This is a genomic window from Rhizobium sp. 42MFCr.1 (assembly GCF_000377185.1).
In the GTDB taxonomy this organism is placed as follows: domain Bacteria; phylum Pseudomonadota; class Alphaproteobacteria; order Rhizobiales; family Rhizobiaceae; genus Rhizobium; species Rhizobium altiplani.
The window spans coordinates 18,454-33,375 of record NZ_KB897855.1 but is presented as its reverse complement, the minus strand read 5'-3'; the positions used below and the strand labels follow the sequence as shown (position 1 = coordinate 33,375).

At 59.6% G+C, this 14,922-nt stretch carries 14 protein-coding genes; 11 read left to right on the top strand and 3 right to left on the bottom strand.

Going from position 1 to position 14,922, the window contains the following annotated elements; genetic code table 11:
* Positions 1 to 324: a phosphoribosyl-ATP diphosphatase gene (locus C934_RS0125740; protein ID WP_018859436.1), complete on the top strand. Its 324-nt coding sequence runs from the start codon at positions 1 to 3 to the stop codon at positions 322 to 324.
* Positions 321 to 1,316: a type I pantothenate kinase gene (gene coaA, locus C934_RS0125735; RefSeq protein ID WP_018859435.1), complete on the top strand. Its 996-nt coding sequence runs from the start codon at positions 321 to 323 to the stop codon at positions 1,314 to 1,316. Before C934_RS0125740 ends, coaA begins: the two co-directional genes overlap by 4 nt.
* On the opposite strand, the gene C934_RS0125730 is transcribed toward coaA, so the two are convergent.
* From C934_RS0125730 to C934_RS0125720, 3 genes are all read right to left on the bottom strand, one after another.
* Positions 1,313 to 1,924, bottom strand: coding sequence for an alpha-ketoglutarate-dependent dioxygenase AlkB (locus tag C934_RS0125730; protein ID WP_018859434.1), 612 nt, complete (start codon positions 1,922 to 1,924; stop codon positions 1,313 to 1,315). The genes coaA and C934_RS0125730 overlap by 4 nt on opposite strands.
* Position 1,925: 1 nt before the next feature.
* A complete protein-coding gene (gene arfB, locus C934_RS0125725) occupies positions 1,926 to 2,360 on the bottom strand; it encodes an alternative ribosome rescue aminoacyl-tRNA hydrolase ArfB (protein WP_018859433.1) in 435 nt (144 codons plus the stop codon).
* A gap of 96 nt (positions 2,361 to 2,456) precedes the next feature.
* The gene (locus tag C934_RS0125720; protein WP_018859432.1) at positions 2,457 to 4,067 is read right to left on the bottom strand and encodes a phosphoenolpyruvate carboxykinase; all 1,611 of its coding nucleotides are present in this window, start codon (positions 4,065 to 4,067) and stop codon (positions 2,457 to 2,459) included.
* Positions 4,068 to 4,409: 342 nt separating this feature from the next.
* Between C934_RS0125720 and C934_RS0125715 the strand changes: the two genes are divergently transcribed.
* The 9 genes from C934_RS0125715 to C934_RS0125675 all read left to right on the top strand — a co-directional run bounded on the left by C934_RS0125715 (position 4,410) and on the right by C934_RS0125675 (position 14,922).
* Positions 4,410 to 5,141, top strand: coding sequence for a response regulator transcription factor (locus C934_RS0125715; RefSeq protein ID WP_192241849.1), 732 nt, complete (start codon positions 4,410 to 4,412; stop codon positions 5,139 to 5,141).
* 78 nt (positions 5,142 to 5,219) lie between these two features.
* Positions 5,220 to 7,010 carry a sensor histidine kinase gene (locus C934_RS0125710; RefSeq protein ID WP_018859430.1) on the top strand — a complete coding sequence of 597 codons (1,791 nt, stop codon included), beginning with the start codon at positions 5,220 to 5,222 and terminating at the stop codon, positions 7,008 to 7,010.
* Positions 7,007 to 7,459 carry an HPr kinase/phosphorylase gene (locus C934_RS0125705; RefSeq protein WP_018859429.1) on the top strand — a complete coding sequence of 151 codons (453 nt, stop codon included), beginning with the start codon at positions 7,007 to 7,009 and terminating at the stop codon, positions 7,457 to 7,459. The genes C934_RS0125710 and C934_RS0125705 overlap by 4 nt, the downstream gene beginning before the upstream one ends.
* 153 nt (positions 7,460 to 7,612) lie before the next feature.
* Positions 7,613 to 8,014 (top strand): PTS sugar transporter subunit IIA, encoded by a 402-nt coding sequence (locus C934_RS0125700; RefSeq protein ID WP_007528763.1) that lies wholly within the window; start codon positions 7,613 to 7,615, stop codon positions 8,012 to 8,014.
* Between the two features lie 16 nt (positions 8,015 to 8,030).
* Positions 8,031 to 8,306 (top strand): HPr family phosphocarrier protein, encoded by a 276-nt coding sequence (locus tag C934_RS0125695; protein ID WP_018859428.1) that lies wholly within the window; start codon positions 8,031 to 8,033, stop codon positions 8,304 to 8,306.
* A 169-nt stretch (positions 8,307 to 8,475) separates the two neighbouring features.
* Positions 8,476 to 9,876 (top strand): adenosylhomocysteinase, encoded by a 1,401-nt coding sequence (ahcY, locus tag C934_RS0125690; protein ID WP_018859427.1) that lies wholly within the window; start codon positions 8,476 to 8,478, stop codon positions 9,874 to 9,876.
* Positions 9,877 to 10,080: 204 nt separating this feature from the next.
* On the top strand, positions 10,081 to 12,663 hold the full coding sequence (locus C934_RS0125685) for a PAS domain-containing sensor histidine kinase (protein WP_018859426.1): 2,583 nt from the start codon (positions 10,081 to 10,083) through the stop codon (positions 12,661 to 12,663).
* On the top strand, positions 12,663 to 14,177 hold the full coding sequence (locus C934_RS0125680; RefSeq protein ID WP_018859425.1) for a bifunctional tRNA (adenosine(37)-N6)-threonylcarbamoyltransferase complex ATPase subunit type 1 TsaE/phosphotransferase: 1,515 nt from the start codon (positions 12,663 to 12,665) through the stop codon (positions 14,175 to 14,177). Before C934_RS0125685 ends, C934_RS0125680 begins: the two co-directional genes overlap by 1 nt.
* Positions 14,178 to 14,190: 13 nt before the next feature.
* A complete protein-coding gene (locus C934_RS0125675) occupies positions 14,191 to 14,922 on the top strand; it encodes a nucleotidyltransferase family protein (RefSeq protein WP_018859424.1) in 732 nt (243 codons plus the stop codon).

The window sequence follows — 14,922 nt, the reverse complement described above, 5'->3', positions numbered from 1 at the left end:
ATGAGCGAATTTACCCTCGCCGACCTGGAAAAGATCGTCGATGCGCGATCGAAGGCCTCTCCGGAAGAATCCTGGACGGCAAAGCTCGTTTCTGCCGGTCAGCCAAAAGCGGCCAAGAAACTCGGCGAAGAGGCGATCGAGACCGTGATGGCAGCGATCGCCGATGACCGCGAAAACCTTACCTATGAAGCCGCCGACCTGCTCTATCACCTATTGGTCGTATTGAAGGTCGCAGGCATTCCGTTGCAAAGTGTCATGGCGGAGCTTGAGCGCCGTACCGCTCAATCCGGCCTGAAAGAAAAGGCGAGCCGGCAAAGTTCATGAGTATCGCAAGACAGCTCATCGGAGCGCCCGAAACGCTCGATCATTTTCAGGCGAATGCCTATTCGCCCTATCACTTCTTTTCTTCCGAGGAATGGGCGCGCTTCCGGGCGGATACGCCGCTCACCCTGAAGGGGGACGAGGTCAAGCGGCTGCGCTCCATGGGCGACCCGATCGACCTCGATGAAGTGCGGCGCATCTATCTGTCGCTGTCGCGCCTTCTGTCGGCGCATGTGGAATCCTCGCAGCTGCTGTTCGAGCAGCGCAATCGCTTCCTCAGCCTCTCCAACGTCGCGAAGACTCCCTTCGTGATCGGCATCGCCGGCTCCGTGGCTGTCGGCAAATCGACGACCGCCCGTATCCTGAAGGAACTGCTGTCGCGCTGGCCGTCCAGTCCAAAGGTGGATCTTGTCACCACGGACGGCTTCCTGCACCCGAATGCCGTGCTGCAGCGTGAAAACCTGATGCAGCGCAAGGGTTTTCCCGAGAGCTACGACACCGGCGCGATCCTGCGTTTCCTGGCCGCGATCAAGGCTGGGCAGCCGAACGTCAAGGCACCGTCCTATTCGCATCTTGTCTATGACGTGCTGCCGAACGAGTACAAGATCGTCGATCGGCCGGATATTCTGATCTTCGAGGGCATCAACGTGCTGCAGTCGCGCGACCTGCCGGCTGGCGGCAAGATCGTTCCGATGGTTTCCGACTTCTTCGACTTCTCGATCTACATCGATGCGGATGAAAGCCGGATTCACGACTGGTATGTGACGCGTTTCCTGCGGCTGCGCGAAACGGCGTTTCGCGATCCCCACTCCTTCTTCCACCGCTATGCCTCGATCAGCGAGGAGGAAGCGCTGACGATTGCCGAAGGCCTCTGGGAAAACATCAACCTGAAGAACCTGCGGGAAAACATCCTCCCGACGCGCCCGCGTGCCGACCTTATCCTGCGCAAGGGCAACAATCACCTGATAGAACAGGTCGCATTGAGGAAGCTCTAGGCCGTTACCCGGCGAAGCGTCAGATTGATCCGGCCGCCATTCTTCAGCAAGGTCGACGTCGATGGATAGATCCTGTCGACGCCATGGAAGCAAAGGCGCCCTTCCGCACCCAAGATCACGACATCGCCGCTTGAGAGCTTGAAGGAAAGCGTGCGGTCGTCGCGCGCGAGGCCACCGACGCGAAACAGGCAGCTATTGCCGAGCGAGATCGACACAACAGGCGCTGCAAGGTCCTGTTCATCCTTGTCCTGATGCAGTCCCATGCGGGCCTCGTCGGAGTAGAAGTTGACGAGGCAGGCCTGTGGCGGCTTGTCATAGCCAGAGACGTCGCTCCAGATCTCGATCAATTCCACAGGCATGTCCGGCCAGGGCTTGCCCGTAACGGGGTGGGTCGGCTGATAGCGATAGCCGCGCTCCTTGTCGGTTACCCAGCCGAGCGGTCCGCAATTCGTCATGCGCACTGACATCGGCTTGCCGGTGCCAGGCATGACGGGCACGAAGAGCGGCGCACCCGCCACGATCGACCTGACAATATCCACCAAAGCCTGCTGTCGCGGCCGGTCCAGATAAACAGGACGATGACTGACGCCGTTCGGAAGCTTCAGCATATCAATCTCCGAGCGGTCGCCCGCGCATCTTCTTCACCTCCGCACGGCCCGATTTCTCCTTCAGCCGGCGCTCGACCGACCCCTTTGTCGGCTTGGTTTTCTTGCGCGGTGGCGGTGGCGGTTTTGCCGCCTCGAGAATCAGTTCCTTCAGCCGCTCGCGCGCGTCTTCGCGGTTGCGATCCTGGCTGCGAAAGCGGCTTGCCTCGATCATCAACACGCCCTCTTTCGAGAGGCGCTTCCCGGCCAGTTTCACGGCATTCGCTTTCACCCGCTCCGTCAAGGACGGTGAGTTTGGGATGTTGAAGAAGAGCTGGACTGCTGTCGAGACCTTGTTGACGTTCTGCCCGCCGGGGCCGCCCGCCAGAACGAACTGCTCGGTCAACTCCCACCCGGCGATGATAATTCGATCGTTGATGTAAAGCGGTTCGCTGGCCATACATTTTCTATCTCACATCGGCCGGCCCTTGGGAACAGACAAAGAAACCCGGCGGAGACCGCCGGGTTTCACGTGAATCATCAATGTTTTGGCGCATCATTCAGCGGCGGCGCGAAACCCCGGAGCCGCATCGCGCACCCCGCCATCCACGTGGCCTTCGAACTTCGCGAAGTTCTCGATGAACATCGTCACGAGCTTGCTAGCCTGCGCATCATAGGCGACCGGATCCTGCCACGTAGAACGTGGATCGAGGATGGCCGTGTCAACGCCCGGCACCACAACGGGAACAGCAAAGCCGAAGTTCGGGTCGACGCGGCTGTCTGCCTTGCCGAGCTCACCCGAGAGTGCTGCGGCCAGCAGCGTGCGGGTCGCCTTGATCGGCATCCGCTTGCCGGTGCCGTAAGCCCCGCCGGTCCAGCCCGTGTTGACGAGCCAGCATTCAACGCCGTGGCGACCGATCAGATCCTTCAGCAAATTGCCGTATTCCGACGGATGGCGTGGCATGAACGGCGCGCCGAAGCAAGTCGAGAACGTCGCCTCCGGCTCGGTCACGCCCCGTTCGGTACCGGCCACCTTGGCGGTGTACCCGGAAAGGAAGTGGTACATGGCCTGATCCGGCGTCAGCTTGGCGATCGGCGGCATGACGCCGAAGGCATCGGCCGTCAGCATGATGATTGTCTTCGGGTGACCGGCGAGGCCGGTCTTGGAGGCGTTCGGAATGAAATCCAGTGGGTAGGCGCAGCGTGTGTTCTCCGTCAGCGAGCCGTCGTTGAAGTCGGGTTCGCGTTCATCGTTCAGAACGACGTTTTCGAGAATCGTGCCGAAGCGCTGCGTCGTTGCGTAGATTTCCGGTTCCGCTTCCGCCGAGAGACGGATCGTCTTGGCGTAGCAGCCGCCTTCGAAGTTGAAGATGCCATCCTCACCCCACCCGTGCTCGTCGTCGCCGATCAGCGTGCGGGCAGGATCCGCCGAAAGCGTCGTCTTGCCGGTGCCCGAAAGGCCGAAGAAGACAGCGGAATCCCCAGCCGGACCGACATTGGCCGAGCAGTGCATTGGCATGACGCCCTTTGCCGGGAGCAGGTAATTCAGCACGGTAAAGACCGACTTCTTCATCTCGCCGGCATAGAAGGTGCCGGCGATCAGCACTTCGCCATTCGTCAGGTCGCAAGCGATGACCGTTTCTGTGCGGCAGCCGTAACGCGCTGGATCGGCTTTGAAGGTCGGCAGGTTGATGATCGTCAGCTTCGGGACGAAGGATTCGAGCGTCGGGCGCTCTGGGCGGATCAGCAGGTTACGAATGAACAGCGAATGCCAGGCCAGCTCCGTGACGACACGGGTCGGCAGCGCGTTGTTTTCGTCAGCACCTCCGATGAGGTCCTGAACGAACAGATCCTTGCCGGCGGCATGCGCGAGCATGTCCTGCTTCAACAGCGCGAAGTGCTCCGGCGACATCGGCTTGTTGTTGTCCCACCAGATCTCGCCATCGGTTTTGGCGTCACGTACGACGAACTTGTCCCTCGGCGAACGGCCGGTGTGCTGGCCCGTCAGGGCCCGCAAGGCGCCATGGGCGGTCAGCTCAGCCTCACCCCGGCGAATCGATTCTTCATAGAGGGAGGCGGCGGTAAAGTTATAGCGAGCGCTGTTTGCGCTCCCCAAACCGATCGTCGCCAGCTCTATCGCCGGGTTGTGGACTCCGAACAGCTCCATGGTCTTTCCCTTCCCTTGAGGCTCGTGCCGTTAAGAACTGAGGCTGACCGTACGGGCTGGTTTTTTAAAACGCAAGAGCCGAAAATCTATAAAATGTAGTAATATCAAACTATTAATCGATTTAAATTTTTCCGCCTTATTTTAAATCGTTTGAATCAGAAGTCGCTCGTCAAATTGGCAACACAGCTTTTGGTTGTCTTCAAAACTTTGCGACAATCCCACCCTTTATCTTTGCCACAATTTGTTCCACCTTTATCCCCATAAGCGCATCCGGTTCAGAAAGGCCGCCTGGGGGACCTTCAAAATTCCTGGAGACGCGCATAGATGACGGAGACGAATACCATGCCGACAATCGCGCTCGTTGATGACGACCGCAACATCCTCACCTCGGTGTCGATCGCACTTGAGGCTGAAGGATATAAGGTCGAGACTTATACGGACGGCGCTTCCGCCCTCGATGGTCTTCTCGCCCGCCCGCCGCAGCTTGCCATCTTCGACATCAAGATGCCGCGCATGGACGGCATGGAACTCCTGCGCCGCCTGCGACAGAAATCCGACATGCCGGTCATCTTCCTCACTTCTAAGGATGAGGAGATCGATGAGCTGTTCGGCCTGAAGATGGGCGCGGATGACTTTATTACCAAGCCATTCTCACAGCGCCTGCTGGTCGAGCGGGTGCGCGCTGTTCTGCGCCGTGCATCGAGCCGCGAGGCTGCCGCCGCAGCCGGCGGTGCCGCTCCAAAGCCGGGCACGGCACAACAGCTCGCTCGCTCGCTCGAGCGCGGTCAGCTGGTCATGGACCAGGAACGCCACACCTGCACCTGGAAAGGCGAGCCGGTGACGCTAACGGTCACCGAATTCCTCATCCTGCATTCGTTGGCCCAGCGTCCGGGGGTCGTCAAAAGCCGTGACGCGCTGATGGACGCGGCTTATGACGAGCAGGTCTATGTCGACGATCGCACCATCGACAGCCACATCAAGCGGCTTCGCAAGAAATTCAAGATGGTCGATATCGACTTTGATATGATTGAAACGCTTTACGGAGTGGGATACCGCTTCCGCGAAGCAGCCTGACGCCCAAGCGGCGCGGCATCTGAGAATTGTCGAGAGTGGTGATCGCGAAAGCGACCCGCTCTCCGAAAGGGCCTATCGTTGGCGCAGTTGGTGCAGGAAAGGGATCTGGATGAGGCGGAAGGCGTAAGCAGCCGCCGCGTCAGGGGACGCCGTTGGTCGCATCCCTTCACGATCATCCGCCGCATCTTCGGCAACGCCGTCTTTTCGAGCCTCACGCGTCGCATCCTGTTCTTCAATCTCGCGGCGCTTGTCGTTCTCGTCGGTGGCATTCTCTATCTCAATCAGTTTCGCGAAGGGCTGATCGATGCCCGCGTCGAAAGCCTTCTGACGCAGGGCGAAATCATCGCCGGTGCCGTCTCGGCCTCGGCCTCAGTCGACACCAACTCGATCACCATCGACCCGGAAAAGCTGCTCGAACTGCAGGCCGGGCAGAGCATTACGCCAGTTCCGAACGACGAGGACCTCGAGTTCCCGATCGATCCGGAGAAGGTCGCGCCGGTCCTGCGCCGTCTGATTTCGCCGACCAGAACCCGGGCGCGGATTTTCGACGCTGACGCCAACCTGCTGCTCGATTCGCGCCACCTCTATTCACGCGGTCAGGTCCTGCGCTTTGATCTGCCGCCGGTCGATGACGAAGAACAGACCTGGGGCCAGTGGTTCACGACCATCTTCAACAAGGTCCTGCAGCCTGGAAATCTGCCTCTCTACAAGGAAGCCCCGGGCGGCGACGGCTCTATTTATCCGGAAGTGATGAACGCGCTGACCGGCGTGCGCGGCGCTGTGGTTCGCACCACCGAGAAGGGCGAGCTGATCGTGTCGGTCGCCGTTCCGATCCAGCGCTTCCGCGCCGTCCTTGGCGTGCTGCTATTGTCGACGCAGGCCGGAGATATCGACAACATCGTCCACGCCGAGCGCCTGGGCATCATGCGCGTGTTCGGGGTCGCGACCCTCGTCAACGTTCTCTTGTCTCTCGTCCTCTCGTCGACGATCGCCAATCCCTTGCGGCGTCTGTCGGCGGCCGCCATTCGTGTCCGCCGCGGCGCGAGGGAGCGCGAGGAAATCCCGGACTTTTCGGCACGTCAGGACGAGATCGGTAACCTATCCATTGCTCTGCGCGAGATGACGACGGCTCTCTACGATCGCATCGACGCGATCGAAAGCTTCGCGGCCGACGTCAGCCACGAACTGAAGAACCCGCTGACGTCGCTTCGCAGCGCCGTCGAGACGCTACCGCTCGCCAAAACAGACGAGTCCAAAAAGCGGCTTCTCGATGTTATCCAGCACGATGTTCGCCGCCTCGACCGCCTGATCAGCGACATTTCCGACGCCTCCCGCCTCGATGCGGAATTGGCGCGGGTCGATGCAGGTTCGGTCGATCTGGAGATTTTGCTTCGCGACCTCATCGACGTGTCGCGGCAAATCCGCAATCGCAAAAAGGAAGTGCAGATCGAATTCGCGATCGAGCGCAAACCGGGCGTCAAGACGCGCTTCGTGGTAAACGGCCACGACTTGCGCATCGGGCAGGTCGTCACCAACCTCATCGAGAACGCCCGCTCCTTCGTTCCTGAACACGATGGCAAGATCACCGTGCGGCTGGTCAGAACCCGCTCGCGCTGCATTGTCTATATCGAAGACAACGGCCCTGGCATCCAGGCAGAGAATATCGATCGCATCTTCGAGCGCTTCTATACCGACCGACCGGAGTCGGAAGGCTTCGGGCAGAATTCGGGCCTCGGCCTATCGATCAGTCGCCAGATTGCCGAAGCGCATGGTGGTTCGCTGCGCGCGGAGAACATTATCGATCCCGAGAGCGAGAAGCTGCTTGGAGCACGCTTCATTCTCGCTCTTCCCGCCGATACCACCGTATGACGGGCGCGCCTTCAAACATCCACGCAACGGCCATCGTCGTCGGCACGACCGGCCTTCTCTTCATGGGTCCCTCCGGCTGGGGAAAGTCGATGCTGGCCTTCGCCTGCATCAATGAAGCACAGCGCATGGGCATCTATTCCGTGCTCGTCGCCGACGATCAGGTGCTCATCTCCAAAGGAGACGAAACCGTGATTGCGACCTGCCCCGCGTCGATCTGCGGTTTGATCGAACTCCGCGGCACCGGCATCGTCCGAGTACCTCATATTGCAAGCGCCGTGATGCATTACGCTGTGCTTCCGGCAAGCGCGTCGGGAGAGAAACGGTTGCCGCCGGAAGGAGAGCAGACAACTATTGCTGGCAGCATAAATCTGCCGGTCATTCGGTTGCTGGCTAATACTCCGTTGCCGCTGGCGATACTGATGGCAAAAGCGCCCGATATTGGCCAGTAATGCCCGCGAAATTGGCAAATCCTGCCCTAAAAGTCGTATTTTTGTCTTGCACTTCGGCTTTTCATCGCCAAGATGTGCCCCCACGGTGGACGCGATTGCTGCATTGCGATATTGGGGCCACCGTTTGCATACGCCACTAGGAGCAGTAATATCATGATCGGACTTGTGCTTGTCACTCATGGCAAGCTGGCTGAAGAGTTTCGTCATGCGGTCGAACATGTCGTCGGTCCTCAGAAATTCATCGAAACGGTCTGTATCGGTCCCGAAGACGACATGGATCAAAGGCGACAAGACATCCTGGAAGCAGTGTCACGCGCCGACGACGGCCACGGAGTCGTCATCCTCACCGACATGTTCGGGGGCACCCCCTCCAACCTGGCAATATCCGTCATGAGCAGTGGCCACACCGAAGTCATCGCTGGCATGAATCTGCCGATGCTGATCAAACTTGCCGGGGTACGCGGCGAGAACAATATGGAAAAGGCACTTGTCGAAGCGTCCGAAGCCGGACGGAAATACATCAACGTCGCCAGCCGCGTCCTCAGCGGCAAATAGTGAGCACATTGCGCCCATGACGGCACTCTCCCGAGAAATTCTGATCATCAACAAGCGCGGACTGCACGCACGCGCTTCGGCAAAGTTCGTACAGCTGGTCGAGAATTTCGATGCCGCGATCACCGTATCGAAAGACGGAATGACGGTCGGCGGGACATCGATCATGGGATTGATGATGCTGGCCGCGAGCCCCGGTTCCAGCGTCCTAGTCTCCGCCAGCGGCAATCAGGCCGCACAGGCGCTTGATGCTCTCGACGAACTGATCCAGAACCGGTTCGGCGAGGAAATTTGAGCCGCTTGCAGCTCATATAAACATATAAAGACTTCTTTATATCATTATTGCCTTCGTCATGGAAGCCTGCTAAACGGCCATCCTAGCCGCGCATGCCGCGTGGATGCTTTCTGGCGCACATACGCTTGCGCCTTCGAATTTTGAGCCGCTTTTCAGCCTGGAGAACCCAATGAGCACTGAAAAAGATTATGTCGTCGCCGACATCGGCCTCGCGGACTTCGGCCGCAAGGAAATCACGATCGCAGAAACCGAGATGCCGGGCCTGATGGCCTGCCGCGCCGAATTCGGCGAAGCAAAGCCGCTGAAGGGCGCGCGCATCACCGGCTCGCTGCACATGACGATCCAGACGGCCGTTCTCATCGAGACGTTGGTCGCGCTCGGCGCCGAAGTTCGCTGGGCTTCGTGCAACATCTTCTCGACGCAGGATCATGCCGCAGCCGCAATCGCTGCTGCCGGCGTTCCGGTTTTCGCCATCAAGGGCGAGTCGCTGGAAGACTACTGGGTCTACACTGACAAGATCTTCCAGTGGGCCGATGGCGGCCTCTCCAACATGATCCTCGATGACGGCGGCGACGCCACCATGTACATCCTTCTCGGCGCCCGCGCCGAAGCCGGCGAGGACGTGCTCTCCAAGCCGCATTCCGAAGAAGAAGAAATCCTTTTCGCACAGATCAAGAAGCGTCTTGCCGCTTCGCCGGGCTGGTTCACCAAGCAGCGCGATGCGATCAAGGGCGTAACCGAAGAAACCACGACCGGCGTGAACCGTCTGTATCAGTTGAGCCAGAAGGGCCTCCTGCCCTTCCCGGCGATCAACGTCAACGACTCGGTCACCAAGTCGAAGTTCGACAACAAGTACGGCTGCAAGGAATCGCTAGTCGATGGCATCCGCCGCGGCACCGACGTGATGATGGCAGGCAAGGTCGCCGTCGTCTGCGGCTACGGCGACGTCGGCAAGGGCTCGGCTGCTTCGCTCCAAGGCGCTGGCGCCCGCGTCAAGGTCACGGAAGTGGATCCGATCTGCGCGCTGCAGGCTGCCATGGACGGTTTCGAAGTCGTCACTCTCGAAGACGTGGTGTCTTCGGCAGACATCTTCATCACCACGACCGGCAACAAGGACGTCATCCGCATCGACCACATGCGTCAGATGAAGGACATGGCAATCGTCGGCAACATCGGCCACTTCGACAACGAAATCGAAGTTGCGGCACTGCGTAACCTCAAGTGGACCAACATCAAGCCGCAGGTCGACCTCATCGAGTTCCCGAAGGGCAACCGCATCATCCTTCTGTCTGAAGGTCGCCTGCTCAACCTCGGCAACGCCACCGGCCATCCGTCCTTCGTCATGTCCGCGTCCTTCACCAACCAGACGCTGGCCCAGATCGAGCTTTTCACCAAGCCCGGCCAGTACCAGAACCAGGTCTACATCCTGCCGAAGCATCTCGATGAGAAGGTTGCACGCCTTCATCTCGACAAGCTTGGCGTGAAGCTGACGCAGCTTTCGGAAGAACAGGCCTCCTACATCGGCGTGAAGCCACAGGGCCCATTCAAGGCCGACCACTACCGATATTAATCACGAGATCAATATCCACAACATCTAGAGGGCGTCGCATTGACAAATGCGTCGCCCTTATTTTTTGGCACACATCTTCCCGCAGATTCCCTTCCGAAGTATTGTTTTAACACTCGATTCGTGGCCACGGACGTGTCCGTTTGCTTCGAAAATGGGATGTCTTGTCGTGATGGCGGCACATTAAGGGACGGAGACATACCGCGCATGTCGGAAATGATGCACAGCCTGGTCGAACAGGCAGAGGATGGCGTTCACGCTGACCCCTGCCCGCTCCGTTCGGGCGAACGGAAACCTGCCGGCACTTCAAGGGCCGTCGCCGAGAAGCCGGGACTATTGGCTCATGTGGCGCGGATTTTTGCGGCCGGCACTGCAATGACATCGATTGCGCAGCCGGTTCTAGCGCAGGTCGAAGCCGAGGCTGTCACATCCGCGCATCTTTTCACCTCGTCGCAGGTTGTCGGCCTTTCCGTCGTCATCGGCGTGATCTCCGCCGCGCTGCTTTCCACCCTTTGGGTCGTGCGGCAGCGTGGGAATATGGAAAGCGAAAGCCGGGAGATCCGCTCGGCACTCTCCGATGCGCAGCAGCGCATCTCGCAATATCAGGCACTGATTGCAGACAAGAATCGCCGGATCGTGATCTGGGATGGCAACGAGCGCCCTGAGCTTATCGGTCAGCTGCCTCCCGAAACCGGCGCGCCGCAGGACAACGAATTCCTCGCCTTCGGCCTGTGGCTGAAGTCGCGCTCCGCATCTGAGCTCGAGCGCGCGATCGACCGTCTGCGCGGGGCAGCCCATAGCTTCGACATGGTCGTTGAAACTCACCGGGAGGAGATCCTGGAAGCGCAAGGCCGGGTTTCCGGAGGCCGCGCATTCGTCCGTTTTGTAGCGCTGAACAATCTTCGCGCCGAGCTTGCTGAGCTTAAGATCGAGCGGGACAGACTGTTGTCCTCGATCTCGGCGTTTCAAAGCATGCTCGACGCAATCGATCTTCCGGCATGGCAGCGTGACACCGAAGGTCGGCTGACCTGGGTCAATCACGCTTACGGCGACGCGGTCGAGGCGCCCACGCCAGATCAGGCGGTCAACGAGGGCCGCGAGTTCCTGACCACCGTTGCCCGCGAGCGCATCCGTGCCACGGCGACGGCCGAGTCACCATTCCACGACAAGATCTCGACCGTGGTGCGCGGCAACCGCACCTTCTTCGACGTTGTCGATGTGAAGGTCCCAAGCGGCTCCGCCGGCATTGCCGTCGACGTTTCCGGCATCGAGACTGTTCGCGCCGAGCTTGAGCGGACCCTGAAAAGCCACGCCGAAACACTCGACCATCTCGCAACGCCCGTTGCAATTTTCGACGGCGACCGACGGCTGCAGTTTTACAATCAGGCCTTCGTCTCGCTCTGGGAGCTTGATATCGCTTTCCTCGAGAGCCGGCCCGACAATGCGGAATTGCTGGAGCGCCTGCGCGCCGCGAAGAAGCTGCCGGACCAACTGAACTGGAAATCCTGGAAGGAAACCGCGCTCTCTGTCTATCGAGCGATCGATACCCAATCGGATTTGTGGCACCTGCCGAACGGCCAGACGCTCCGCGTATTCGCGACAGCGCATCCGCAAGGCGGTGCCACCTGGGTATTCGAAAACCTCACCGAGCAGGTCGACCTCGAGACGCGCTACAACACGCTTCTCAAGGTGCAGGGCGAGACGATTGACCACCTTTCGGAAGGCGTTGCCGTCTTTGGACCTGATGGGCGCATGCGCCTTTCCAATCCCGCCTTCCGTGCGCTCTGGGGAATCACGGAAGCGGAGGCCAAGCCCGGCACGCATATCCGCGCCCTTGGCGAGGCGTGCTCTCAATCATATGACCGTCCGGACGGATGGAGGACCTTCGCTGAGCTGATCACCAGCTTCGACGACGAGCGCCGCTCCAGCCAGGGAACGCTCGAGCTGTTCTCGGGTCTCGTGCTCGACTATGCTGTCATCCCGCTGCCGAATGCGCAGACGATGCTGACCTTCGTCAACATGACCGACAGCGTCCGTGCTGAGCGCGCCCTGACGGAAAAGAACGAAGCACTGCGCAAGGCAGACGAGCTTAAGAACGACTTCGTCCAGCATGTCTCGTATGAGCTGCGCTCGCCGCTGACCAACATTATTGGTTTTACCGACCTGCTGCGCACGCCGGGACTCGGACCGCTGAACGACCGGCAGGCTGAATATATCGATCACATCTCGACCTCTTCTTCGGTGCTGCTGACGCTGGTCAACGACATCCTCGATCTTGCCACGGTCGACGCCGGAATCATGCGGCTGAGCTACTCGTCGATTGATCTTGGCGACCTGCTCGACGACGTATCGATGCAGATTGCCGACAGGCTGCAGGAAAGCGGCGTGACGCTGGAGATTACCGCTCCGGCGCATCTGGGCTCGATCGTCGCTGACCCGCAAAGACTGAAGCAGATCCTCGTCAAGCTGCTCTCCAACGCAGCCAATTTCTCTCCGGAGGGTTCGTCAATCTCGCTCGAATGCCGGCGTGAAGGGATGGATTTCGTCTTCTCCGTCAGCGATCGCGGTCCTGGTATTTCGCAGGATATGATCGCCAATGTGTTTGATCGATTCGCGACCGGCGCTAAGAGCGGCAAGAGGGGCGGCGCGGGACTTGGGCTGTCGATCGTCGACAGCTTTGTCAGCCTTCACCATGGGACGGTCACCATTGACAGCCAGCCGGGCAAGGGCACGATCGTGACCTGCCGGATTCCTTCGGTCGATCTTCCGACGTCCGTCGCAGCCGAATGATGTCGGGCACTCCTGTCATTTCTCTCTTCCTGAAGGATGAGGCGGAAACAATCCGCTTTGGAGAGGACCTGGCGTTGGCGCTGAAACGCGGCGACTGCCTTGCCCTTTCGGGCGACCTCGGGGCCGGGAAATCGTCGCTCGCGCGCGCATTCCTGCGTGCGATGGCGGATGATGACGAACTCGACGTGCCAAGCCCCACCTTCACCCTGGTGCAAGCCTACGACCTGCGCATACCGGTCGCGCATTTCGACCTGTACCGTCTCGGCGATCCGGCCGAACTCACCGAACTCGGCTTCGACGAAGCACTCCAGGACGGCATCTGCCTCGTCGAGTGGCCTGAGATGGCAAGCGACGAGCTGCCGGCAGACCGCATTGCGCTCAAGCTGGAGCACGAGGGCCTGGGTCGAAGGGTGACCATTGCGGCCCCGGAAAAACAGGCTGCCCGGATCCGACGCGTCCTGGCCATACGTGATTTCATCGATACAGCGGGATACACCAATGCGAAGCGTCGTTTTCTGACAGGCGATGCCTCGCTTCGAGCCTACGAGGCAGTCTATGCCGGTGATGGGAATCGACGCGTGCTGATGGATTGGCCACCGTTGCCGGAAGGGCCGCCGGTCCTGGATGGCAAGCCATATCCGAAGGTCGCGCATATCGCCGAGAATGCCTATCCTTTCGTTGCCATTGCCAATGTGCTCCGACAGGAGGGTTTTGCTGCACCGGAGATCTACCAGGTCGACTACGACCAAGGCATCCTGCTTCTGGAGGACCTTGGCACCGACGGCGTCCTGGATTTGCAAGGTCAGCCCATCGCCGACCGCTACCGGGCGAGCGTTGCCTGCCTGGCGCATCTGCACTCGCTGACGATCCCGCAGGACATTCGCGTCACCGACAGCCACGTCCACCACATCCCCGACTTCGATCGGACGGCGATGAAGATGGAGGTACGTCTCGTTCTCGATTGGCATTTGCCCTGGAAGCGTGGCCGTACCGCCGCCAGTGGCGCCGAGCGCGATGAATACCTCGCGATCTGGGACAGGCTGATCGACGAACTTGAAGCCTCCGAAAAAAGCCTTCTCCTCCGCGATTTCCACTCGCCGAACATTATCTGGCGCGACAACGAGCGTGGGATAGCGCGCGTCGGACTGATTGATTTCCAGGACGCGATGATCGGCCCCACAGCCTACGATCTCGCTTCAATCGTGCAGGATGCGCGCGTCACGGTCCCGCCCGATCTGTTCCGGCAATTGATGGACGACTATCTATCTCTGCGCAGAACAGAGGGTGGCTTCGATGAGGCTCGTTTCCTGAAGAGTTGGGCAATCATGTCTGCACAACGCAATTGCAAGCTTGCCGGCCTCTGGGTTCGCTTGATGCAACGAGACGGAAAACCTGGCTATATGAGGCATATGCCGCGCACCCTGTCCTATCTTTCCGTTGCGCTGGAACATGAAACGCTTGCCCCCTTGCGCGACTGGTGCGTAAGGGCTGGAATAGTACCAAGCGAATCATAATTTCTCGGATCAGATGAGCATCAAGCAAGCCATGGTTCTCGCTGCAGGTCTTGGAACCCGCATGCGGCCGATCACCGACACCATCCCGAAGCCGCTCGTGAAGATCGACGGCAAGGCGATGATCGATTACGCGCTCGATTCGCTTGCGGAAGCCGGTGTCGAAAGGGTCGTGGTCAATATTCATCACCACGCCGATCAGATGCTGGCGCACCTGGCTTCATACAAAGACCTCGAGATCATCATCTCCGACGAACGCGAGAAGCTGTTGAACAACGGCGGCGGCCTTGCGAAGGGCTTGAAGCTGCTTAATCCCGGCAAGGTTTTTGTCACGAATGCCGACCTCTTCTGGATCGGAGAACGCCGCGGCGTTCCCAGCAACCTGACACGCTTAGCCGGATTCTTCCGACCGGAAGAGATGGACATGGCTATGCTTTGCGTGAAACTGGAAGACACGACCGGGCACAACGGAAAGAACGACTTCAACATGGCGCGGGATGGCCGGTTGACGCGTTTCTTCGACTCGGGTCCCTGCCCAATTGTCTATGCCGGCGCCATTGCAATGGACACGTCGTTTCTCGATGACGCGCCAGCCGATCCATTCAACCTCAATCTCTATTTTGACAAGGCGATAGCTCGCGGCCGGCTCTACGGTACCGTACTCGAAGGACACTGGCTTACTGTCGGCACGCCGGAAGCGATTGGTGAAGCGGAGGAAACGATCCGGCGATACCGGACGTTTGCATGA